The 21,454-nt window shown below is 44.5% G+C and carries 22 protein-coding genes and 1 pseudogene; 16 read left to right on the top strand and 7 right to left on the bottom strand.

Going from position 1 to position 21,454, the window contains the following annotated elements; all coding sequences use genetic code 11:
* Positions 1-99 precede the first annotated feature (99 nt).
* The gene (menB, locus tag QH73_RS13050) at positions 100-933 is read left to right on the top strand and encodes a 1,4-dihydroxy-2-naphthoyl-CoA synthase (RefSeq protein WP_039713431.1); all 834 of its coding nucleotides are present in this window, start codon (positions 100-102) and stop codon (positions 931-933) included.
* 206 nt (positions 934-1,139) lie between these two features.
* On the opposite strand, the gene QH73_RS13045 is transcribed toward menB, so the two are convergent.
* Together QH73_RS13045 and QH73_RS13040 are read right to left on the bottom strand one after the other, a co-directional pair.
* A complete protein-coding gene (locus tag QH73_RS13045) occupies positions 1,140-1,451 on the bottom strand; it encodes a hypothetical protein (RefSeq protein ID WP_132867011.1) in 312 nt (103 codons plus the stop codon).
* Positions 1,452-1,858: 407 nt separating this feature from the next.
* Positions 1,859-2,416 carry a DciA family protein gene (locus tag QH73_RS13040; RefSeq protein WP_039713433.1) on the bottom strand — a complete coding sequence of 186 codons (558 nt, stop codon included), beginning with the start codon at positions 2,414-2,416 and terminating at the stop codon, positions 1,859-1,861.
* A gap of 5 nt (positions 2,417-2,421) precedes the next feature.
* Between QH73_RS13040 and QH73_RS13035 the strand changes: the two genes are divergently transcribed.
* The 3 genes from QH73_RS13035 to QH73_RS13025 all read left to right on the top strand — a co-directional run bounded on the left by QH73_RS13035 (position 2,422) and on the right by QH73_RS13025 (position 4,482).
* Positions 2,422-2,571: a hypothetical protein gene (locus QH73_RS13035; protein WP_165587678.1), complete on the top strand. Its 150-nt coding sequence runs from the start codon at positions 2,422-2,424 to the stop codon at positions 2,569-2,571.
* A gap of 161 nt (positions 2,572-2,732) precedes the next feature.
* A complete protein-coding gene (locus QH73_RS13030) occupies positions 2,733-3,428 on the top strand; it encodes a PspA/IM30 family protein (RefSeq protein WP_039713434.1) in 696 nt (231 codons plus the stop codon).
* Positions 3,429-3,702: 274 nt separating this feature from the next.
* Positions 3,703-4,482, top strand: a complete 780-nt coding sequence (locus QH73_RS13025; protein ID WP_039713435.1) for a PspA/IM30 family protein — start codon at positions 3,703-3,705, stop codon at positions 4,480-4,482.
* A gap of 178 nt (positions 4,483-4,660) precedes the next feature.
* Here the strand turns inward: QH73_RS13025 and QH73_RS13020 are convergent, their stop codons facing one another.
* Complete coding sequence (locus tag QH73_RS13020) at positions 4,661-5,635, bottom strand: alpha/beta hydrolase family protein (RefSeq protein WP_039713436.1); 975 nt, start codon at positions 5,633-5,635, stop codon at positions 4,661-4,663.
* A gap of 215 nt (positions 5,636-5,850) precedes the next feature.
* Here QH73_RS13020 and QH73_RS13015 point away from each other — a divergent pair, with 215 nt between their 5' ends.
* From QH73_RS13015 to QH73_RS13005, 3 genes are all read left to right on the top strand, one after another.
* Positions 5,851-6,180 (top strand): thioredoxin family protein, encoded by a 330-nt coding sequence (locus tag QH73_RS13015; protein ID WP_039713437.1) that lies wholly within the window; start codon positions 5,851-5,853, stop codon positions 6,178-6,180.
* A 52-nt stretch (positions 6,181-6,232) separates the two neighbouring features.
* Entirely contained in the window at positions 6,233-7,456 is a 1,224-nt protein-coding gene (locus tag QH73_RS13010; protein WP_039713438.1) for an LL-diaminopimelate aminotransferase, read from the top strand.
* A gap of 226 nt (positions 7,457-7,682) precedes the next feature.
* Positions 7,683-8,090, top strand: a complete 408-nt coding sequence (locus QH73_RS13005) for a response regulator (RefSeq protein WP_039713439.1) — start codon at positions 7,683-7,685, stop codon at positions 8,088-8,090.
* Positions 8,091-8,104: 14 nt separating this feature from the next.
* Here QH73_RS13005 and QH73_RS13000 read toward each other — a convergent pair whose 3' ends face one another.
* The gene (locus QH73_RS13000; protein WP_015157212.1) at positions 8,105-8,284 is read right to left on the bottom strand and encodes a hypothetical protein; all 180 of its coding nucleotides are present in this window, start codon (positions 8,282-8,284) and stop codon (positions 8,105-8,107) included.
* A 496-nt stretch (positions 8,285-8,780) separates the two neighbouring features.
* Between QH73_RS13000 and uvrC the strand changes: the two genes are divergently transcribed.
* Positions 8,781-10,763 carry an excinuclease ABC subunit UvrC gene (uvrC, locus tag QH73_RS12995; protein WP_039713440.1) on the top strand — a complete coding sequence of 661 codons (1,983 nt, stop codon included), beginning with the start codon at positions 8,781-8,783 and terminating at the stop codon, positions 10,761-10,763.
* A gap of 539 nt (positions 10,764-11,302) precedes the next feature.
* Positions 11,303-11,467: pseudogene (locus tag QH73_RS29400) on the top strand (replication restart DNA helicase PriA); the annotation flags it as partial.
* On the opposite strand, the gene rlmN reads toward QH73_RS29400, so the two are convergent.
* Both rlmN and panB read right to left on the bottom strand, forming a co-directional pair.
* Positions 11,466-12,605, bottom strand: a complete 1,140-nt coding sequence (rlmN, locus tag QH73_RS12990; RefSeq protein ID WP_052289749.1) for a dual-specificity RNA methyltransferase RlmN — start codon at positions 12,603-12,605, stop codon at positions 11,466-11,468. The pseudogene QH73_RS29400 and the gene rlmN sit on opposite strands and share 2 nt — an antisense overlap.
* Positions 12,606-12,718: 113 nt before the next feature.
* On the bottom strand, positions 12,719-13,489 hold the full coding sequence (gene panB, locus QH73_RS12985) for a 3-methyl-2-oxobutanoate hydroxymethyltransferase (protein ID WP_039713441.1): 771 nt from the start codon (positions 13,487-13,489) through the stop codon (positions 12,719-12,721).
* Between the two features lie 302 nt (positions 13,490-13,791).
* Here panB and QH73_RS12980 point away from each other — a divergent pair, with 302 nt between their 5' ends.
* From QH73_RS12980 to QH73_RS12950, 7 genes are all read left to right on the top strand, one after another.
* Positions 13,792-15,222, top strand: a complete 1,431-nt coding sequence (locus QH73_RS12980; protein WP_039713442.1) for a form I ribulose bisphosphate carboxylase large subunit — start codon at positions 13,792-13,794, stop codon at positions 15,220-15,222.
* A gap of 88 nt (positions 15,223-15,310) precedes the next feature.
* On the top strand, positions 15,311-15,712 hold the full coding sequence (rcbX, locus tag QH73_RS12975) for a RuBisCO chaperone RbcX (protein WP_039713443.1): 402 nt from the start codon (positions 15,311-15,313) through the stop codon (positions 15,710-15,712).
* Positions 15,713-15,800: 88 nt separating this feature from the next.
* Positions 15,801-16,145: a ribulose bisphosphate carboxylase small subunit gene (locus QH73_RS12970; protein WP_039713444.1), complete on the top strand. Its 345-nt coding sequence runs from the start codon at positions 15,801-15,803 to the stop codon at positions 16,143-16,145.
* 69 nt (positions 16,146-16,214) lie between these two features.
* Positions 16,215-17,096: an Rpn family recombination-promoting nuclease/putative transposase gene (locus QH73_RS12965; RefSeq protein WP_309476479.1), complete on the top strand. Its 882-nt coding sequence runs from the start codon at positions 16,215-16,217 to the stop codon at positions 17,094-17,096.
* A 76-nt stretch (positions 17,097-17,172) separates the two neighbouring features.
* On the top strand, positions 17,173-18,600 hold the full coding sequence (locus QH73_RS12960; RefSeq protein WP_039713445.1) for a RuBisCO small subunit-like domain-containing protein: 1,428 nt from the start codon (positions 17,173-17,175) through the stop codon (positions 18,598-18,600).
* Between the two features lie 347 nt (positions 18,601-18,947).
* On the top strand, positions 18,948-19,334 hold the full coding sequence (locus QH73_RS29170) for a hypothetical protein (RefSeq protein WP_309476478.1): 387 nt from the start codon (positions 18,948-18,950) through the stop codon (positions 19,332-19,334).
* Between the two features lie 214 nt (positions 19,335-19,548).
* Positions 19,549-20,169 carry a hypothetical protein gene (locus QH73_RS12950; protein WP_039713446.1) on the top strand — a complete coding sequence of 207 codons (621 nt, stop codon included), beginning with the start codon at positions 19,549-19,551 and terminating at the stop codon, positions 20,167-20,169.
* A 9-nt stretch (positions 20,170-20,178) separates the two neighbouring features.
* Here the strand turns inward: QH73_RS12950 and QH73_RS12945 are convergent, their stop codons facing one another.
* Entirely contained in the window at positions 20,179-21,126 is a 948-nt protein-coding gene (locus tag QH73_RS12945; RefSeq protein WP_039713447.1) for a hypothetical protein, read from the bottom strand.
* Positions 21,127-21,454: the final 328 nt, after the last annotated feature.

The following is a 21,454-nucleotide window of genomic DNA, read 5'->3' as shown; positions in this document are numbered from 1 at the left end:
AGCAGTAACCTGAAGCAGCTTAACTTCGTTTAGCTCCACTAACGCCAAATACTAAAATAAAATTTTCAAGCTATAAAATGCGATCGCACCTGAAAACCCATGCAAGTTAACTGGCAAACTGCCAAAACCTACGAAGACATCCTCTATCACAAAACAGACGGAATTGCCAAAATTACCATCAACCGTCCCCATAAGCGCAACGCCTTTCGTCCCAAAACTATCTTTGAAATGTACGATGCATTTTGTGACGCGAGAGAAGACAGAAATATCGGTGTCGTTCTCCTCACGGGTGCGGGACCTCATACAGATGGTAAATATGCCTTCTGTGCGGGCGGCGACCAAAGCGTTAGGGGTAAAGCTGGCTATGTTGATGACGAAGGAACTCCCCGCTTAAATGTCTTGGATTTGCAACGCCTAATCCGTTCCATGCCCAAAGTTGTCATTGCTTTGGTGGCTGGATATGCGATTGGAGGGGGACACGTCTTACACGTCGTTTGCGACCTCACCATCGCCGCTGATAATGCCATATTCGGGCAGACTGGTCCTAAAGTTGGTAGTTTTGATGGTGGTTTTGGGGCTAGCTATCTAGCGCGAATTGTCGGACAAAAAAAGGCACGAGAAATTTGGTTTCTCTGCCGTCAATATACTGCTACCGAAGCCTTAGAAATGGGTTTAGTTAACTGCGTCGTTCCCGTCGAACAACTAGAAGCAGAAGGAATTCAATGGGCGAGTGAAATTTTACAAAAAAGTCCCTTGGCAATCCGCTGTCTCAAAGCTGCTTTTAATGCCGATTGCGACGGACAAGCAGGCTTACAAGAACTGGCTGGTAACGCCACTTTACTCTACTACATGACAGAAGAAGGAACCGAAGGCAAACAGGCATTTTTAGAAAAGCGCCAACCAGATTTTCGCCAATATCCTTGGTTGCCTTAATCTGAAGCATGAAGCGATGAGAAATCGCGGCATCACACAGACAAAACCCGCCGACGCGGGTTTTCTGCAAAAAAATCGCACCACTGAAATTGGGATGCGATGTAAGTCTTAAAATGATTGATTGAATTTTTTTAAATTAAATTAGGTTTAAATTACATCTTTGGTGTATTCAGCCGGAGCTGAAAAACCGTTACATAAAGATACAACTATGCTAGTAACGCCTGTTGCTGTCTCTGAATACGAACGTGGCTGAACTCTGTTTCTAGTAACTCAGGCTCAGGCAGTTTGAGAGTAGTTGCGACAGGAGCAGCAGCAAGCACTGAAGCAGAAGTCAAAGACATCATTTCTTCTACTAAACTATTCCAATTGGAAGCAAAAGCAGTTACAGCTAAACTACAAGCTTTCCAATTGCCCTGAACTGGCACTTCCAGAACCTGACACTTACCACCTCGCCGTCCTTCTGGCTGGTAGTGCTGACAATAACGACAGGCAGAAGTTGCAGGATTGCAGCTGGTCATATAAGTAGCTGTTGTGGATGGGTCTACAGCATTTATTTTGCCTCTAGGGTTTTAGGGACTCAGAGGCATCAACTGAAGAATCACTCTAGGTTCTAGCCTTCTCAAAGCTAAAAATAACTTTAGAATTTATTTAGACTTGTCCCAGAAGGCTCAAATAATAACTACTTAAATTCAAGCCAAAACAATCGGGGATCAATTGGAAGAAAATCTTAAACTCGTAAAACTTACATTGACTTTCACAAAGAAAAATGCTCTAAAGGCGCGGAACTGAAGAGGGAATTTTAGCCAACAGTAGATTTACTACAAATCATCTCGCCTCTGTCGCTAGAGGTATTTTGTTACAGCAATAAATAGTTAAAAAAAGCACTAATGGAGACAAGCTTTTGATGAAATGCCAGCAGCTATTCTTACCACTGCTTAGCAGCACAAATCGAACAAACACCCCACCGCTCTAGTTCGCCTACAGGTGTATGACAGTGGCACTGAGGGCATAAAGGTAAGTGACGCGATCGCGTTTGTGTGGCTTCACTCCAGTGTCTAAATGCCACTTGAGGATGGCGAAAGCGCAGCTGGCGATCGCCTTTTGCTGCTGAATCATTACCAACCCAACTCGGGTGATCGCATCCTAACCCAGAAGAAGTGCGATCGCCAATTAATGAATCCTGTTTTGCCAGCTGCTGCCACTGAGCGCTAGAAAAGCGAATATCTAGCAAAGGTTGCGGTAATTGAGCATTTAACTTCTCCAAAATCCGCTGTCGTCTGAAAGCGAGTTCTTGCGCCCAGACAGCACTAGAAGTCGCGACCCAGAGAACTTGTCTTTGAATGGAAACTGGGCGAGTATGAGTAGCTACCATTGCCCCAACAGCCTCAACCCAGCACTGTAATACCCTTTGAAGCGGCTGCTCTTGCCAGCGACTTTCCTGTTTGATGGAGTTTAGTATATTGCCTAAAGGATTGAGGGACATGGGAGTTGGAAGACGAGGGAGAGGGGGGAGCTGAGGAGGCTGAGGGAGCTGAGGGAGCTGAGGGAGCTGAGGGAGCAGCTCAAAATTCACGCATTCACGCATTCAAAACTTCCCTACACCCGACACCCCACACCCCACACCCCGTTCACTGGTAACTGACAACTGATAACTGAATCTCAGGTAAGATACCATGTGTTTAATACTCTAACTAAATTAGTTGTTGAGCAATTTAGCTTTTGCCAGTGACGGGTTGGAGGGATTTAGCTTTAAGCCAGAACAACACCAATTAAATCGTCCATCAGAATGGAGAGCTGTCATGGGATTGATTGACCGCATCCTCAGAGTTATTCGCGCTAATTTTAATGCCTTGGTTGGGCAAGCCGAAGATCCAGAAAAAATTCTGGAGCAAACGGTCATGGATATGCAGGAAGATTTAGTGCAACTGCGACAGGCAGTAGCACAGGCGATCGCTACCCAAAAGCGCACCGAAAGACAGGCTCACCAAGCTCAGTCTAACTCTGAAGAATGGTATCGTCGCGCTCAACTTGCCCTACAGCAAGGGAACGACGTGTTAGCACGGGAAGCACTGACGCGCCGCAAATCCTATCAAGACACGGCTACTGCCCTCACAGCCCAAATCGAACAGCAAAATAATATCGTCGTCAGGCTGAAGAAAGATTTGCAAACACTGGAGAGCAAAATTTCTGAAGCGCGAACTAAGAAAGATATGTATATCGCTAGGGCGAGATCGGCGCAGGCTACTCAAAGACTGAATGAAGTGCTAGGGGGTGTGAATACAACGAGTTCTCTGGGTGCGTTTGAGCGGATGGAAGAAAAAGTTTTGCAGCTAGAAGCTCAATCAGAGGCGATCGCCGAATTAAGTAGCGACGACTTGCAAAAACAATTCGCCGCCCTAGAAGCCAGCAGCGACATCGATTCTGAACTTGCCAATATGAAAGCACAACTTTCAGGACAAACACCCCCGCCACAACTACCCAACAGTAACCAGTGAAGAATGGGGTGTGGGGTGTGGGGTGTGGGGTGTAGGGAAGTTTTGAATTTTGAATTTTGAGTTGCTCCCTCAGCTCTCTTCTCCCTGCTCCCTACTCCCTACTCCCTGATAACTGATAACTGATAACTGATAACTGATAACTGTATATAGGGCATATGTTAAGAATAAAAGCAGAGATGAATTAACTTTGCTTTGAGCAAATATAAATCATTCGTGCTGCGCCAGCACTCGCTACCTACTCTTAAACCGTGAACCCCGAAGGAAAAGCACAATTATGGGATTATTTGACCGGATTAGCAGGGTTGTCAAATCTAACCTCAACGATTTAGTCAGCAAGGCAGAAGATCCAGAAAAAATTCTAGAGCAAGCGCTTCTAGAAATGCAGGAAGATTTAATTCAGTTGCGGCAAGGTGTTGCTCAGGCGATCGCTGCCCAGAAACGTACCGAACAGCAATACAAACAAAACCAAAATGAATCAGAAAGGTGGGATCGTAACGCTCGTCTAGCTTTGCAAAAAGGTGATGAAAACTTAGCTCGGCAAGCCCTAGAGCGCAAGAAAAATTATCTTGAAACAGCGAATACGCTCAAAGCTACTTTAGATGGGCAAGTCACTCAAATTGATACCCTCAAGCGCAACCTGATTGCTTTGGAAAGTAAAATTTCTGAGGCGAAGACGAAAAAAGATATGCTCAAAGCACGTAGTTCTGCTGCTAAAGCGCAGGAACAACTACAAGGCACAGTTGGACGCTTAGGTACTAGCAGTGCTATGGCAGCCTTCGAGCGGATGGAAGAAAAAGTCATGATGCAAGAAGCTCGGGCGCAGGCGGTTGGAGAACTAGCTGGGAACGATCTAGAAAGCCAATTTGCTGCATTAGAAGCTGGTAGCGATGTCGATGACGAACTAGCAGCATTAAAAGCTCAAATGTCTCTAGGTCCAGCAACATCATCAAATCAACCTTCTCTACCACAAGCAAACGAGCAGTCAACTGCTGCCAAAAATCCAGTTGTGGATGCAGAGTTAGAAGACTTGAAAAAACAGTTGGATCAATTGTAAATCTTGGCAATGAAGGACAAGGGAGACAAGGGGAGAATTCAAAATTCAAAATTCAAAATTAAAATTTAAAATGACTCCTGGCTCCTGTACGGGCGGGTTTTGAGCCTAGATTTCCGGCTGAAGTTGTTTATCTATTTGCGCGCACCCGCCCCTACGACTCCTGATAACTGATAACCGTTCACTGTTTGCTGATGACGCTGACATGGCGATCGCGAGCGTCTCCTGTTTTGTACACGTAATGGAAAGCTTGGCGATCGCCCAATACCTCCGCCCGTAAAAACAGCGCACTCCAACGCGCTATAGTTTCGACTGCCCGCGATTGCTCGATTTGTGGTTTATTTGAGTCGGGAATTGGACCTGGTGGATTATTGGTATTGGTAATGCCGTAGTGGTTGGCACCTGAAACGGTAATCAGAGCTTTGGGAGGAGATTGGATGTTGGCATAAGTAGCTTGCGCCCTTTCTGGTAAAGCGATACTGTCGCGATCGCCTTGAATCAGAGCAATCGGAATACCAGCATTTTTGATGGGAATATACTCTTGAGTTGCTGGGTCGCGCAGACTGGTGCCAAAAAATGCCCCACCTACAAGCTCTTTAGGACGTTTGAAGGAACCCTCACACGTAACAGGAATAATACACAAGTTGCCGATCGCAGATAAACCGACAGCACCACCAGCAGAGTGACCGAGTAATGTCAGCTTTTGAGGATCGACAATCTTCGCAATTGGTGTGGAGTTGGACTTTTCTATTTTAATTTGGTTTAAAACTGCATCGATTTGAGAAGTATCCGGCAGCAGCCCTGTAAATCCAAATTGAGGCAGCGATCGCTGTTGAATGGGAACGACTACAACAAACCCGTAACTAGCGACAATTCTGGCGAAATCGCTATAACTAGACTTATCAACATTTGCTCCTGGCAGCAGTAAGGCAACGGGAAATCGCTGTCGCCCCTGTTCTTTAGGAGGCTGTTGGGGATAATATATGTCTGCTGGATTTTGATTCGCCGCGATCGTCGTACTGTAACTGGCAACTCGCTCGAATAAAGGTGTTGGTGTTGTTGCAGTTCGAGCGCTGCTAGTTCTGCCTACACCTGTGAAAATAGCGATCGCTAACGCAGTCATAGCCCATTTTCGTCGCATAGCAATAAAACTCATACAAATCCTCTGGAATCACTGTCGATCGCCAAGACAATTCAAAGGGCTAGATAGAATACTATGAGTACTACACCTGCAACTGATGAATTTTAGGAAAACCGAAGCATTTATTTTTAGACAAGTGGCGATCGGTCATTGATAACTGATAACTGATAACTGATAACTGATAACTGATAATAGTTGAGTGGTAAAAGAGGCTGTTAAGGAATAGTCACATGAGCAACGCAATTCAGATCGCAGACAAAGAGTTTGAAACAGAAGTTGTAAAAGCTGACCGACCCGTATTGATCTACTTCTGGGCTTCTTGGTGTGGTCCTTGCCGATTAATGTCACCTGCTATTGATTGGGTAGCTGAGAACTATAGCGATCGCCTCAAGGTGGTGAAAATGGAAGTCGATCCTAATCCTGCTACAGTCAAGCTGTACAAAGTAGAAGGAGTCCCTGCCCTGCGCTTGATTCGCGGTACGGAGGTCATTGCTGCTTCCGAAGGAGCGCTGAGCAAACCAAAAATCACCGATATGTTAGATACCCATTTGCCGCAATAAGAAACTTGTACGGGCGCACAGCCGTGCGCCTCTACCTACTCCCCAAAAAATTATGCAGTTTGCCAATCGTTTAGAGTGCTTGAAAGCAAATGTTTTTGCCGATATGGATCGGGCAAAGGCAAGAGCAATATTAGCTGGGCGAGATGCGATCGATCTGTCCCTGGGTTCTGCCGATCTAGCCGCAGAAACGCACGTTACAGAAGCGATCGCCCAATCTCTCCACGACCCCAAAACCCACGGATACTTACTTTTTCACGGCACTCAAAACTTTCGCCAAGCCGCAGCCCGCTGGTACGAGCAAAAATTCGGTATTGCTGTCGATCCACAAACTGAAGTTCTGCCCCTAATTGGCTCTCAAGAAGGGACAGCCCATCTACCTCTAGCCATACTCAACCCAGGAGACTTTGCTTTACTCCTCGATCCTGGCTATCCTTCCCATGCTGGCGGAGTCTACCTTGCTAGCGGTCAAATTTATCCCATGCCTCTGCTTGCAGAAAATAATTTTTTACCTGTTTTAGCCGACATTCCTGCCCCGGTATTAGCACAGGCGCGGATGATGGTACTGAGTTATCCCCACAACCCCACAACCGCGATCGCACCTCTTTCCTTCTTCCGCGAGGCAGTCGCCTTTTGTCAACAACACGATTTAGTCCTCGTCCACGATTTCCCCTATGTCGATTTGGTGTTTGAGGACTTAGGGAGCAGGGAGCAGAGAGCAGGGAGCAGTAACTTCCGAATTCCGAATTCTCCCCTAGCTCCTTCAATTTTGCAAGCCGATCCAGAGAAAAGCGTTTCGATTGAGTTTTTTACCCTTTCTAAGTCATATAACATGGGAGGTTTTCGCGTCGGCTATGCGATCGGTAATTCTCAACTGATTGCAGCTTTGCGCCAGGTGAAAGCCGCAGTCGATTTTAATCAATATCGAGGCATATTAAACGGGGCGATCGCTGCTTTGAGTGGCGACCAAACTGGAGTGCAAAGAATGGTAGAAACATTTCGCCAACGCCGCGATCGCTTTGCGAGTGCCTTACATCGTATTGGTTGGCAAGTTTCCATCCCTCAAGCAACCATGTATATCTGGGCAAAACTACCTGCACCTTGGGATAGAGATTCTGTCAGCTTTTGCACTCAATTAGTAGAAGCGACTGGAGTTGCAGTTTCTCCCGGTGCTGGTTTTGGTAAATCTGGTGAAGGATATGTCCGTTTTGCCCTGGTTCAATCGCCTGATGTTTTAGAAACGGCTGTGGATCGGATCGCTCAATTCTGGAAAGATTAGAGATAAAAATTAGAAAATTTTGGTAATTGCACCCTCACTTGCTTCCAACACTCGCTAACCGATCGCTCGGTGGCAATTTGCCATTATACTTGTGCTTGACTAATATGAATGATAACTCGCTAAGTGACAACTAGTCGCAAATGTAAATTCAGTTTTGTTTTAAATTGGTCTTCAATATAAGACTTTGAAGTGTGATACAAGCAACAACAGTTATTTAATTACACAAGTGAGTAACGCTGGATCGGTTGCACCAGCCAACCATATTCCAAAACGAATTTTATTGGTTGAAGATAACTATCTCAATCGGCAGATGTTGGAAGATTATCTAGTTTTTTGTGGATACCAGGTTTTGAGTTTAGCGGATGGCACTGGATTTTTTCAAGCTTTGGCTGACTTTCGACCCGAACTAATTTTATTAGACTTAAAGTTACCAGATATTGACGGTTATACTTTACTCGAACAAAAGAGTTGCAGACAAGACGATCGAAGTATTCCTGTTATTGTGGTTTCTGCTTTTGCTTTCAAAGCCGACCAGCAGCGAGCTTTAGAACTAGGTGCAAAGCGTTATTTTGTCAAGCCAGTCAGTTTGAGAGATTTGAAACAGGCAATAGAGGAAGAACTACAGCGATCGTAGAACCTCTTCTGAAATCATTCATCGCGCTGTTGCGTCACAAACTCTTCTACTGTCTGGCTGAGATTTTGTAAGTCCTGACCAATAACTGTGATTCGATCTTCAAGTTGTGCTAATAACAACACAGCTGTCTGAAGCTGGTTGAGCGTGTCATCAATACCGTTTCGATAGTTCAGTTCAAATTCTTCTATATTCATAACTCAGCCTATTGCAGCAAGCTCCTTAAATAACTTATCGTTTTTGACTTCTAGAACCAATTTAATCTCAGCTCATTTAGAATTTGGCCGATCTGTGAGAATTTCATCTTTGGCAACCAAAAATTAATTTATACTTTATAGTTGGTGTATAATTTATCACGCTTTTAGAAAAAAAAAGAGTATATTTACTATTATAGAAATATAAATAACTCGGCTAAGGCAGACAATTTATTCGATCAGTATATTCTTTTTAGAATTAATTTGGTGCAAATCAATAGGTAAGAAGAGTGGTAAGGAATCAATCAAGCTTCTCTGACTAGTAGTCAGTATTAAGAAGCAAAGTCGAAGTCTGGGAATGAGAAGTGAGATTTTCACCCTCAGTATAGAGAGTACAACTAAAGTCTGTAACCTCCAGCCCTCAATCCTCAATCCCTTCTGCGTCCAGTTTGATAGGATGACAGAGGAAGAGACTTAAGGCAAGCGGGTTTAGAGGGTAGTGACAGCAGCAAAGACATTGCCACTGGTAAGAGATCCAGAGCGTTTAGAAAGTCGGCTGAAAGAAATTCCTCCCGAACCAGGGGTTTATTTCATGCGCGACAGCAGCGATCGCATTATTTACATCGGCAAATCGCGTAAACTGCGATCGCGGGTACGTTCGTATTTTCGCGACCCGAAGCAACTGAGCGATCGGATCGCTATGATGGTGCGACAGGTTGCCGATATTGAGTTTATCGTTACCGATACAGAAGCAGAAGCCCTTGCTTTAGAAGCTAATCTCATCAAGCAAAATCAGCCTTACTTCAACGTTCTACTCAAAGACGACAAGAAATATCCTTACGTCTGTATCACCTGGTCGGAGCAATATCCCCGCATCTTCATCACGCGCAATCGCCGCCAAGGTAAAAAAGAAGACAAGTTTTACGGACCATACACTGACGCTCACTTGCTGCGGACGATTCTACGGCTATCAAAGCGAATCTTTGCTCTGCGCCAACGCCCCCAACCGTTATTTAAAGACCGTCCGTGTCTCAATTACGACTTAGGGCGCTGTCCAGGAGTATGTCAAAAACTAATTTCTCCCGAAGAATATCGCAAAACCGTGCAAAAGGTAGCGATGGTCTTCCAAGGACGAACGCAGGAATTGATCGATGTCCTGACCGCACAAATGCAAGCTAGCGCCGAAGCATTAAATTTTGAATCAGCAGCACGAATTCGCGACCAAATTGCTGGATTAAAGTCGCTGAATGCCGATCAAAAGGTATCGCTACCCGATGATACGATCTCGCGAGATGCGATCGCCCTGGCAGCAGATGAAAAGCACGCCTGCATTCAGTTATTTCAAATTCGCGCCGGACAACTTGTCGGTCGCCTCGGCTTTGTCGCCGAAGTAGGGGCGCATGGCTATGCGCCCCTACCCACTGCTACGGGCGGGTTTGTCACACAGACTCGCGAGGAATCAACAGATGATTCAGTTAAACCCGCCCCTACATTAGAACCAGGGGCAATCTTACAGCGTGTTTTAGAACAACATTATGAAACTGCTGACGATGTAGAAATTCCTACAGAAATTCTGGTACAGCACGAATTACCGGAAGCGGAGATGCTGGCGACAGCGTTAAGCCAGCGTAAGGGGCGAAAAGTCACGATTGTGAATCCCCAAAGGGCGTTGAAAGCAGAATTGATCGAGATGGTAGAACGAAATGCCGAGTACGAACTGGCACGAACGCAAAAATTGAGCGATCGCAACTCCCAAGCTATGGAAGATCTAGCCGCTATTCTCGACTTACCCGACTTACCCCATCGAATTGAAGGCTACGATATTTCTCACATTCAGGGTTCCAATGCGGTTGCATCCCAAGTGGTATTTATTGAAGGTTTACCCGCCAAACAATACTACCGTCACTACAAGATTAAGAATCCGACAGTCACGTCTGGTCATTCCGATGACTTTGCCAGTCTAGCGGAAGTGATTCAACGCCGCTTTCGTAAATATCTCGAAGATCCGCAAATGCAACGGGTAGGTAATCCTGATTGGCCCGATTTGGTGATGATTGATGGTGGTAAAGGTCAACTATCGGCAGTTGTAGCTGTTTTGCAAGAGATGAACTTAATGGAAGACTTGCGAGTGGTCAGCTTAGCCAAGCAGCGAGAAGAAATTTTTTTACCAGGCGAATCTCAACCTTTAGCGACAGATGCGGAACAATCGGGAGTACAATTACTTAGGCGACTGAGAGATGAAGCACATCGCTTTGCTGTCAGTTTCCACCGCCAGCAGCGTAGCGACAAGATGAGGAGATCGCGTCTAGAAGAAATTCCTGGTTTGGGCTACCATCGCCAGAAACAACTTCTAGCCCATTTTCACTCGATCGACTACATTCGCCAAGCCAGTATCGAGCAACTGGCAGCAGTAGATGGGATCGGTCCTCGCTTGGCAGGGGAAATTTATAACTATTTTCACCCGCCACACAGCATAAGTTGAGCAATTTTTCTATTTAATTTGACATAAATTGACAATTTATTGATAGAAAAGCGCTCGGCATTTTCTATTTGTTTCGCTTGGGGATCGTATCCCAGCAATCTAACCCTCGATGGAAACCAAACCTTAATAAAAGGTTAAAAATTGATAGGAGAAAACCCGATCGTGAGTCAAATTATTGATTGGACTTGGGGATCGGTTTGCCGATTGTCTTAGGAGTGAGTCAACGCTCACTGCCATTTGAAAGTCTGTTTACACTGTTATATAAGCTACAAAATCAAAGGATTCATCATGGGGATCGCAGCAAATGGAAGTAGTGTCCACGAAAACTTTTTAGATTTTCTACCAAAAGTGGCATGGATACTGAGCTGAAATCTTGCGAGAATATATATCGGAACGAAAAAAGATGACCGTCTCGGACAAAACCTAGCTGGATCGACTAGCTAGATTTCAACAATCGCGTTCCAAACTATATATTCGATTGACCTTCCAGTTTTTATTTCTTCTTTCTTAAAAATTCTTAGGCTCAAAAGGTTTGTCAAATGCAAATAAAACAACAGATTAGATGCTCCAACTGTGGCAGCGAAGCAGAAAGATTTTATGTATTAAGTAGCGAACTAACGCGCACGCAATGCAATAGCTGTGACTATCTCATGGTGACGTGCGCTCGTACAGGAAAAGTTATAGAAGCATATGCGCCGGGTATTAACCCAATGAAGGCTGTAGTTGCTGCGCCCGCAGTTGACCGCAAGCCGCCTCTGCTTCCAATCCACGGGAATAGCGGACGCTCACAGCGATCTGTTGCTGCTTCAGGACGTTAACAAAAGCCTGAATTTGACTCGAACTCGGTCGCTGGTAATCTGCTTCTCGAATCGGATTGTAAGGAATTAGGTTAACGTGACTTTGAAAACCTCGTAGCAGCTGGGCTAGCTCAGCTGCTTGTTTTATGCCGTCATTCACCCCAGCAAGTAAGACATATTCAAACGTGACGCGACGACCCGTTAAACGCACGTACTCGCGACATTCTGAAAGTAAGTCATGGAGAGAATACTTTTGGGCGCTGGGAATGAGTTTTTCTCTGGTAGCTTGGTTAGAGGCGTGAAGGCTAACCGCTAAGGTAACTTGTAGTTGGTATTGAGCGAGTTTGAGAATTCGCCCTGGAATTCCCACAGTCGAAAGAGTCATGCACCGCTGTCCGATACCCACATCTTGGTTCAGAGATTGAATCGCCGCCACGACATTTTCTGTATTTAGCAAGGGTTCGCCCATACCCATAAAGACGATATGGCTGACGCGCCGTTGAAAGTCGGATTGGACTGTCAGAACTTGATCGATAATTTCATGCGGGGCGAGGTTGCGACGAAAGCCCCCTTTACCCGTGGCGCAGAAGTCGCAAGCCATCGGACAACCTACTTGAGTTGAAACGCAAACGGTAAGGCGCTTATCAGTTGGGATACCTACAGTTTCAACGATTTGATTGTCTGCAAGTTGAAGTAAGTATTTGACAGTCTCATCAGGGGCTACAGTGCGATGATGAATTTGCGATCGCCCAATCGAAATATTTTCTACACTACTGCGCCACTGTTTCGGAAAAACCGAGATCTCGGATAGCGATCGCACTCCTTTGTGATAAATCCAATCGTATAGCTGTTGTCCGCGATATGCTGGCTGTCCTTGCGATCGTACCCAGGCGGTTAGTTGGGCTTGGGTTAAGCCTAATAAGGGGGAGTCGGGAGTTGGGAGTCGGGAGTCGGGTGAGTTGCTGGTGGCTAGTGGCTGGTGGCTAGAATTGCTTCCTTGTCCCCCTTGTCTCCCTTGTCTCCTGTCAGTATTACTATTAACCATACATTTTGCAAATTTCAGCTCACTATACGACGGTAGCTTATTGGTGCAACAATATGAGGCGATTTATGGGAATGAATCTGAGTTCCGTAGTAGGGTGCGTTAAATAACGCACCCTACGGGAATTTATGCTCTCTCACCTCAGCAGCATAATCTTGCACTGCCTGAGCGATCGCTTCACTTAAGTTTACATATACTTTGGCAAAGGGTGGTTGCCGTTCGGATAAACCCAACAGATCGGAAGTAACTAGTACTTGTCCGTCACACTCAGAACCAGCACCAATACCTATAGTAGGAATCGTTAACTCTTGGGTAATGCGAGCGGCTAAATCCGATGGAATGTGTTCTAAGACAATGCTAAAGGCTCCTGCTTTTTCGAGGGCGATCGCCTCATCCATAAGTTTCTGTTCATCTGTAGGTGTTTTCCCCTGTTGCTTCAATCCCAACTGATGAATCGACTGAGGTGTCAAACCAATATGCCCCATCACCGGAATCCCTGCCTGTACCAGCCGCGCCACAGTTTCTACAGTTGCCGGATGTCCGCCTTCGATTTTCACCGCTTGCGCTCCTGCTTCTTTCAACGCCCTTCCGGCTGAATGCATTGCTTGCTGCACGCTTTCCTGATATGACAAAAACGGTAGATCGAGTACTATCAACGCTCGTTTCACGCCTCGACGCACAGCCTTAGCATGGTGGATCATCTCTTCTAGCGTTACTGGTAGCGTTGTCTCATATCCTAGTGCGATCGCTAAAGTATCTCCAACCAAAATCAAATCTACTCCCGCCGCATCCAACAATCGTCCCGTAATATAATCCCAAGCAGTCAGGGCGACAATTTTTCTCCCTTGTTGTTTCCACTGAATTAATTGCCGAGCAGTAATTGACATAGCCGAGTGGTGATGGGGTGATGGGTAATGAATTGTTGGTTATTGGCAAGGAGTATTTTTACACACCATATGCCACTCTCTAGTGACGACTGACAACTAGTAAATGATTCAGGCACATTCAGTTTATTTTGTTACAAAATTTAACAAACTATAAATTTAATAATAAATTTTTATAAATGTGTACAGTACATTTAAATTTTAACTAATTCAATTCTTGATATATTGTTAAAAACCGAAGCTAGTTGGCAAGAAATAGACTTCCCAACTGGCGAGTGGAAGAGACTGACTCTTGGAAGAAAAATATGTCTTACGCGCAAACGAGAACCCAGACCAAATCGGGCTACCAGGCAGGGGTTAAAGATTACCGACTAACTTATTACACCCCCGATTACACTCCTAAAGATACAGACGTTCTGGCTTGTTTCCGCGTCTCGCCTCAGCCTGGAGTTCCTCCAGAAGAGGCTGGCGCGGCTGTAGCTGCTGAATCTTCCACTGGTACGTGGACGACTGTATGGACGGACTTGCTAACCGACCTAGACCGCTACAAGGGTCGTTGTTATTACATTGAGCCAGTACCAGGTGAAGACAACCAGTTCTTCTGCTTTGTAGCTTATCCTCTCGACTTGTTTGAGGAAGGCTCCGTCACCAACATGTTGACCTCGATTGTAGGTAACGTGTTTGGTTTCAAAGCCCTCAAAGCGCTGCGTCTGGAAGACATGCGGATTCCGGTCGCCTACCTGAAGACATTCCAAGGACCTCCCCACGGTATTCAAGTCGAGCGCGACAAACTGAATAAGTACGGTCGTCCGCTATTGGGTTGTACGATTAAGCCCAAACTCGGTCTATCGGCGAAAAACTACGGTCGGGCTGTATACGAGTGCTTGCGCGGTGGTCTAGACTTCACCAAAGACGACGAGAATATCAACTCTCAGCCTTTCATGCGTTGGCGCGATCGCTTCCTGTTCGTTCAAGAAGCAATTGAAAAGGCACAAGCAGAGACAGGCGAAGTTAAGGGGCATTACCTTAACGTTACAGCTCCTACCTGCGAAGAAATGATGAAGCGGGCTGAGTTTGCTAAAGAAATCGGTACACCAATCATCATGCACGACTACCTAACTGGTGGTTTCACTGCTAACACCACTTTAGCGAAGTATTGCCGCGATAATGGTTTGTTACTCCACATCCACCGCGCTATGCACGCCGTGATCGACCGTCAGAGAAATCACGGTATTCACTTCCGCGTCTTGACTAAGTGCTTGCGGATGTCTGGTGGCGACCACCTACACTCTGGAACGGTAGTAGGTAAGCTGGAGGGCGAACGCGGCATCACGATGGGCTTCGTCGATCTCATGCGCGAAAACTATGTTGAAGAAGACCGTTCTCGCGGTATCTTCTTCACTCAAGATTGGGCTTCCATGCCTGGTGTAATGCCAGTAGCTTCTGGTGGTATCCATATTTGGCACATGCCAGCGCTAGTAGAAATCTTTGGCGATGATTCTTGCTTGCAGTTCGGTGGTGGTACGCTCGGACACCCCTGGGGTAACGCTCCTGGCGCAACCGCTAACCGCGTAGCTTTGGAAGCTTGCGTTCAAGCTCGTAACGAAGGGCGCGACTTGGCACGCGAAGGTAACGACGTAATTCGCGAAGCTGCTAAGTGGTCGCCTGAGTTGGCTGTTGCTTGCGAACTGTGGAAGGAAATCAAGTTCGAGTTCAAGGCAGTTGACACCCTTTAAGAAGTAGTGAGTGATGAGTGGTGAGTGAGTTAGAATACTCAAAACTCACGACTCATACCTCATAACTCTACAAAGGCTGGGGTCAAGCATGGATATAAAGCGAATTGCGAAGGACACAGCCAAGACACTGCAAAGCTACCTGACTTATCAGGCAGTAAGGACGGTGTTGGCGCAAATTGGTGAAACTAACCCTCCTCTGGCACTATGGCTGCATCGCTTTTCTGCGACTGACAGAATACAGGATGGCGAAGCGTACATAGAAAATTTGTTTCGAGAAAAGCCTGATTTGGCATTGCGAATCATGACTGTCAGAGAACATTTAGCGGAGGAAGTGGCTGATTTCTTGCCTGAGATAGTACGTGCTGGGATTCAGCAAGCCAACATGCAACACCGCAAGCAGCATCTAGAGCGGATTACGCAACTAGAAACAAATCCTAGCCTTGATTCTGAGCCTCAAACTACCCCAGAAACCAATCTGGATAGTCCTTAAATCGTCATTAGTTATTGGTTATTAGTTGTTTCTACAACAAATGACAAATGACAATCATCAACTTTTCAGCAACCCACAGAGATAATCCATGCAAACCCTACCAAAAGAGCGGCGCTACGAAACTTTATCTTATTTGCCGCCTTTAACTGACGCTCAAATTAATCGACAAATTCAGTACATTCTCAGTCAAGGATATATTCCGGCAATTGAGTTCAACGAAACCTCTGAGCCAACAGAGTGTTATTGGACAATGTGGAAGTTACCTTTGTTCGGTGCTGGAAGTACTCAAGAAGTATTGAATGAAGTCCAAGCCTGCCGTTCTCAGTATTCCAACTGCTACATCCGTATCGTTGGTTTTGATAACGTCAAGCAGTGTCAAATCCTCAGCTTCTTAGTTCACAAACCCAACAGCAGTGGCAGTAGATACTACTAAAAACTAGAAATAGTTAAAGCGTTTTGAAAGGAGGGGTAGATTCTACCTCTCCTTTTGTGGATTTTTTGAATGCGATGGTTGCTTCGCAAACCGCCTTCGCATCGCCCCTACAAACAAACAGCCTTGCAAACAGACAGCCTATTCTACGAAATTTTCCAAACCGATCCAAGTATCGTGTTTGAACTTATTGGTAATGTTTCTGCTAGAGATACTACTTACAGCTTTGCCTCCCAAGAAGTCAAACAAACCAGCTTTCGGATTGATGGGATTTTAGTACCTCCTATTTATGCCACTGACTTACCTGTAGTCTTTGTGGAAGTGCAAGGCTATAAAGATACTAAAAAAGTGCTTTATTCCAGCTTTTTTAGCCAAATCTTTCTGTATTTACACGACTACCAGCCAGTTAATGATTGGCAAGCTATTTTAATCTTTACCAGGCGCAGCTTAGATCCAGGTTTACCCAGACACTACCGAGTATTTAGATCCAGTCCGCAATTTCAACGAATTTATTTAGATGAATTAGGCGAATCTGAAAATCTATCTTTGGGACTAAGTTTATTGCAGCTCATTGGTTTGAGACAAGAAGTTGTCTCTGAAAAAGGTAGACAGTTGATAATAAGAGCTAGACAGGAAGTAGCAGATGCCGAGAAGAAGAGAAAATTTATAGAATTAATAGAAACTGTATTCGTTTATAAATTTCCAGACTTGAGTAGGGAGGAAATTGAAGCAATGTTGGGGTTAAACGAACTAAAACAGACTAAAGTTTATCAAGAAGCTGTGCAGGAAGGTCTTGAGCAGGGTCTTGAGCAGGGTCTTGAGCAGGGTCGAGCAGAAGGCAAACTAGCAGCAGTACCTTTGTTGTTGAAAGTAGGATTAACAGTAGAACAGATTGCCGAACAACTGCAATTAGACATAGATGCTGTGAGAAAAGTTGCACAGCAGCAATCTTGAGTAGAGAAAAAAGCGATCGCAATAACCAAAAAAAACTTAAAATAAGTTTAAGCGGCTCGACCTATCTGATAGATTCATGAATTACTACATTGCACCTCGTTTTCTCGAAAAAATCGCTGTATTTATCACCAAGAACTATTTAAATATTCCTGGTATTCGCGTACCGTTGATTTTAGGCGTTCACGGACGTAAAGGCGAGGGAAAATCTTTTCAGTGCGATTTAGTATTCGAGAAGATGGGGATAGAAATTACTCATATTTCTGGTGGTGAATTGGAAAGCCCCGATGCTGGAGATCCTTCGCGTTTGCTGCGTCTGCGCTATCGAGAGACAGCAGAATTGATCCGCGTGCGGGGTAAAATGTGCGCCATCATGATTAACGATCTCGATGCAGGCGCAGGACGATTTGATGAAGGCACTCAGTATACGGTGAATACTCAGTTGGTAAACGCCACGTTGATGAATATTGCGGATAATCCAACTAACGTACAATTACCTGGTAGTTACGACGAAACACCTTTACATCGCGTCCCAATTATTGTGACAGGTAATGATTTTTCCACTCTATACGCGCCATTAATTCGAGATGGTAGAATGGAAAAATTTTACTGGCAACCCGATCGCAGTGATAAAGTTGGTATCGTTGCTGGAATTTACTCAGACGACGGACTCTCATCACGGGAAATAGAGCAGTTAGTCGATACTTTCTCCAACCAGTCAGTCGATTTCTTTAGCGCTCTGCGTTCTAGAATTTATGACGAACAAATACGCGATTTTATCTTTAAAATTGGCATAGAGCAGGTATCGAGAAGAGTTGTAAATAGTGCAGATAGACCACCGGAATTTAGCAAGCCCAAATTCAATCTATCCCGTTTGATTGACATGGGTAACTTGATGGTGAAAGAGCAGCAACAAGTACAGAGTTCTCAGCTAGTCAAAGAGTATAATCGAGCCTTAGATGGAAATAGGTATTTCAGAGAATATACTCCTCCAGCGCCACCAGAAAAACCGAAATCATCGCAGCAAGAAGCTGTGACTTCGCCCTCTGGTAATGGTGCAGAATCCGCAAAGAATCCAGTAAAAAATTATTCACCTATACAAACGCCTCTTCCTGTTTGGCAATCTGGTAATCGATTTGTCAATGAAAGTATTCAATTGCCCCAAGCTAGTAGTGGAGTAGTAAACTCAGTTGAATCTTACGAGCCTCCAGTTCATAATAATCGTCACAATGAGGTAATATCAACTCAAATTGGCTTACAAACTTTGGAGCAAGTACGAAATTTAATCGCGCAAGGCTACCACATTGGGATAGAACACGTAGATAAACGCCGATTTCGGACTAATTCTTGGAAGAGTTGCGGTCAAAGTATTGTAGGTGAATCAGAGGCAATTACTGCGATCGAAGTCAATTTGTCTGAATATCAAAATGAGTATTTGCGGATATTTGGTATTGAGCCAAGAACAAAGCGCCGGGTGATGGAAACAATTATCCACCGACCGGAATAGCTTTCTTTTTTGAGTGCAATATGTTTGTAGGGGCGCACAGTTAGCTGTAGCGCCTGATTTGTGACGATCGCTGGAGTTTGGTACGCGCGATTTATACTGATTTACTTGTGACTACGGCAGAGAAGATCCCCCCAACCCCCCTTGGAAAGGGAGCTATAGAAGCTCGTCTGTAGAGAAGAGCCCCCCAACCCCCTTGGAAGGGGGGCTATAGAAGCTCGTCTGTAGTTTTAGTGGCATGGTATCAGTATGAGTTCAGTTGGTAAGTGTTAAGTTTTATATACAATGAGACTATTGAAACTAATTATCAATAAAATTTGAATATTCCAAAAGTGCGGTGAGCCAGATTCTTGGCTGACACGCAAAATTCGTTTGCCTTTGTCTCGGTTCGTCTGGGTTCAATTTCCAAGAAATCTTGGAATGCGGCTCTTTGGCGACAAAAAATCAACTATAGGACTTCCCTATTAATGACAATATTTCTTGCTTGCTGTGCTTGGGTAATGACAATTGGTGCTTGTGTGAGCGCCATCCTTTCCATTGAAAAAGCCAGCGATCGCATCAAAACACTACATCAAATTCCCTGTTCTGGGTGTGCCTTTTTCACCAATGACTATCGGCTCAAATGCACGGTAAACCCAATAAATGCCTGTACGGAAGCAGCAATTGGCTGTCGCGACTTTGAACCCAGAACTCAGCCATGTCATGCTTGTCGTCAATGTCAGCATAAATTTGAATAGATTGAAACTGAATAGATTGAAACTTGCGATCGCGAAAGTTCTAGCCAATTCCAACATCTAAAAGATCGTGAATCAAGTAAAAGAATCGACTGCTAAACTCACGGGTGTGGCTGAAACGCTGACGGCATCAGAAATACAAACCTTTTGACGAAGTAAAGGGAAGACTACAATGAAAGTACTAGAGTGAAAATAGCTTACTTTCTGGTATTGCTCTATGTCTTCCATCAGCCTAAATTGTGTTTTTAGACGTTCGCTGAAGCGTCAAGCAGTCAAATTATGTTTTGCGTCTCTAGCGATCGCATCCGTATATATCTCTATTCCATCTGCGATTTCCAAAGAACTTCCGATCGTGCGATCGGCAGCTTTAGATCCAGGGATTGATGTGCCGTGGTCGCAACCTGTAAGAATTATCGATCCGTTTGAGGGAGAGTATGTAGGAATTTTTGATAAAAACTTCTTTTATCGACGCATTTTAAATACTAACGCCAGAATCCAAGTGGTAAGCCTCTGGCGGAATGATTCGGTACGCTTCTTATTAGCTTATAGCGATCGCGACTGTAGCTTCGGACATGGCTGGTTTGACCATCGTATCAGTAGAGACTGTTTAACCGCAAACGCAGCTTTGGGAATTGCCAATCTATATATCAAAGTAGGCGATCGCGTTTTTCAACTAGAAGGAGACAATAGTAGGTTTCGCGTCAAACCAGATTTAGCCTCTGCCTTGAAAAACTCCCCAAGTGAAAACATCGGTATTCGATTGGTGACGGAAAGCGGAGAAATTGTAGATAGCGAAATCGGGAAGAGTACTGTAGCAGCCTGGAAAGAGATTTATTAACACGTATATTTAAGCCTTTGCTTCAGGTAAACTTAGTACTTGACGCGCTCCATGCAATTTCACAAATCTCCTATACAACCACATGGTATCTCGTTCGGAGATTCCTTTGAGATTAACGAGATGATGTACTTTTTTCTGAGCGATTCTTTGCAAATAAGGTAAATCCTCAAATAAAGTCAAACAAGCGGCAAAATGCAACACGACTTGCAATAACGGTCGGGGCCAATTGAGATTGCTGTAGATATCTATAATTAGCTTATGCTCGTTAGCACCAACGGGAATGACATTGAACAAAACTGTAATGTATCGCTGGTTATAAACCGGAATACTCAACTCTACCGTATACGGAGTATGTAGAGTTAATCCTACTTCGACTATTGGTTGTCGCCAAATTCGTAATACGTTAGTAGGTGAATCTAACACAGTTTGAAATCTTACCATTCCCCCGCCTTGTGTCGGCTGAATTTGACTAACTCCAATCACTTTGAGGTTGTTAAGACTGAAATGGTGGATTGTCTCTAAGTGCTTGAGATTTAAAAGATGGTAAATTTGGCAAATGTAATGAAAGGGTAAGATATATTCTTGACGAATGACATGTTGCTCTTGCAGCTCTGACATTCTAGCTGTGGTCGCGTGTAAGCTATGCTCATCTATGGAGTTTCGTGCCTCAATTGCATAACTTCTGACTGCACCAATTCCACCAATATTTGAGCTTTCTTCAGGTTTGAGATAAATCCAGCCTAGTAAGAAAAAAGAAGCTGTAAATAAGTGTACCAGCTCTATAGAAGAGACATATCCATCAGTAAAAGCAGCAAAACTGCGATCGACAATACCAAATAACCAGGAAGGAATTCCAAACAGCCACAATCCGTTTCTAAAACTAGAAAAGACTAAGGGAAATTCAATCGCCGGTATATTGTTACTTTTGTAACTTTTATTCAGAGATTCTATCTGCATAGGATTCTTAGCAAAAAGCAGGTCTATTCTAACCGCATAAACTGAAAATTCAAGTCAGTGCGATCGCCATAGTTTGACTTGGAATAATTTAATTTAGATAGGAAAAGCTACAACCATTCCCTTGCCTAATTCTTAGGTTAACTTTGTTACGATATCCTCACCCTCTGTCGCAAGACAAAATACAGTTCTATCCAAATAATGAAAATGTAAAGTTAGATAAATCACAAGTCTGTATTGACAGCTACACATATCTTAACAAATGTTTTGAATTGCGATCGCGCTCCACTTCAGACTCTAGCTTTAGGTAGATATAGCGATTCTATTTGAG

The sequence above is a fragment of the Scytonema millei VB511283 genome, from assembly GCF_000817735.3.
Taxonomy (GTDB): Bacteria; Cyanobacteriota; Cyanobacteriia; order Cyanobacteriales; family Chroococcidiopsidaceae; genus Chroococcidiopsis; species Chroococcidiopsis millei_B.
This window is presented reverse-complemented; position numbering and strand designations above follow the sequence as displayed.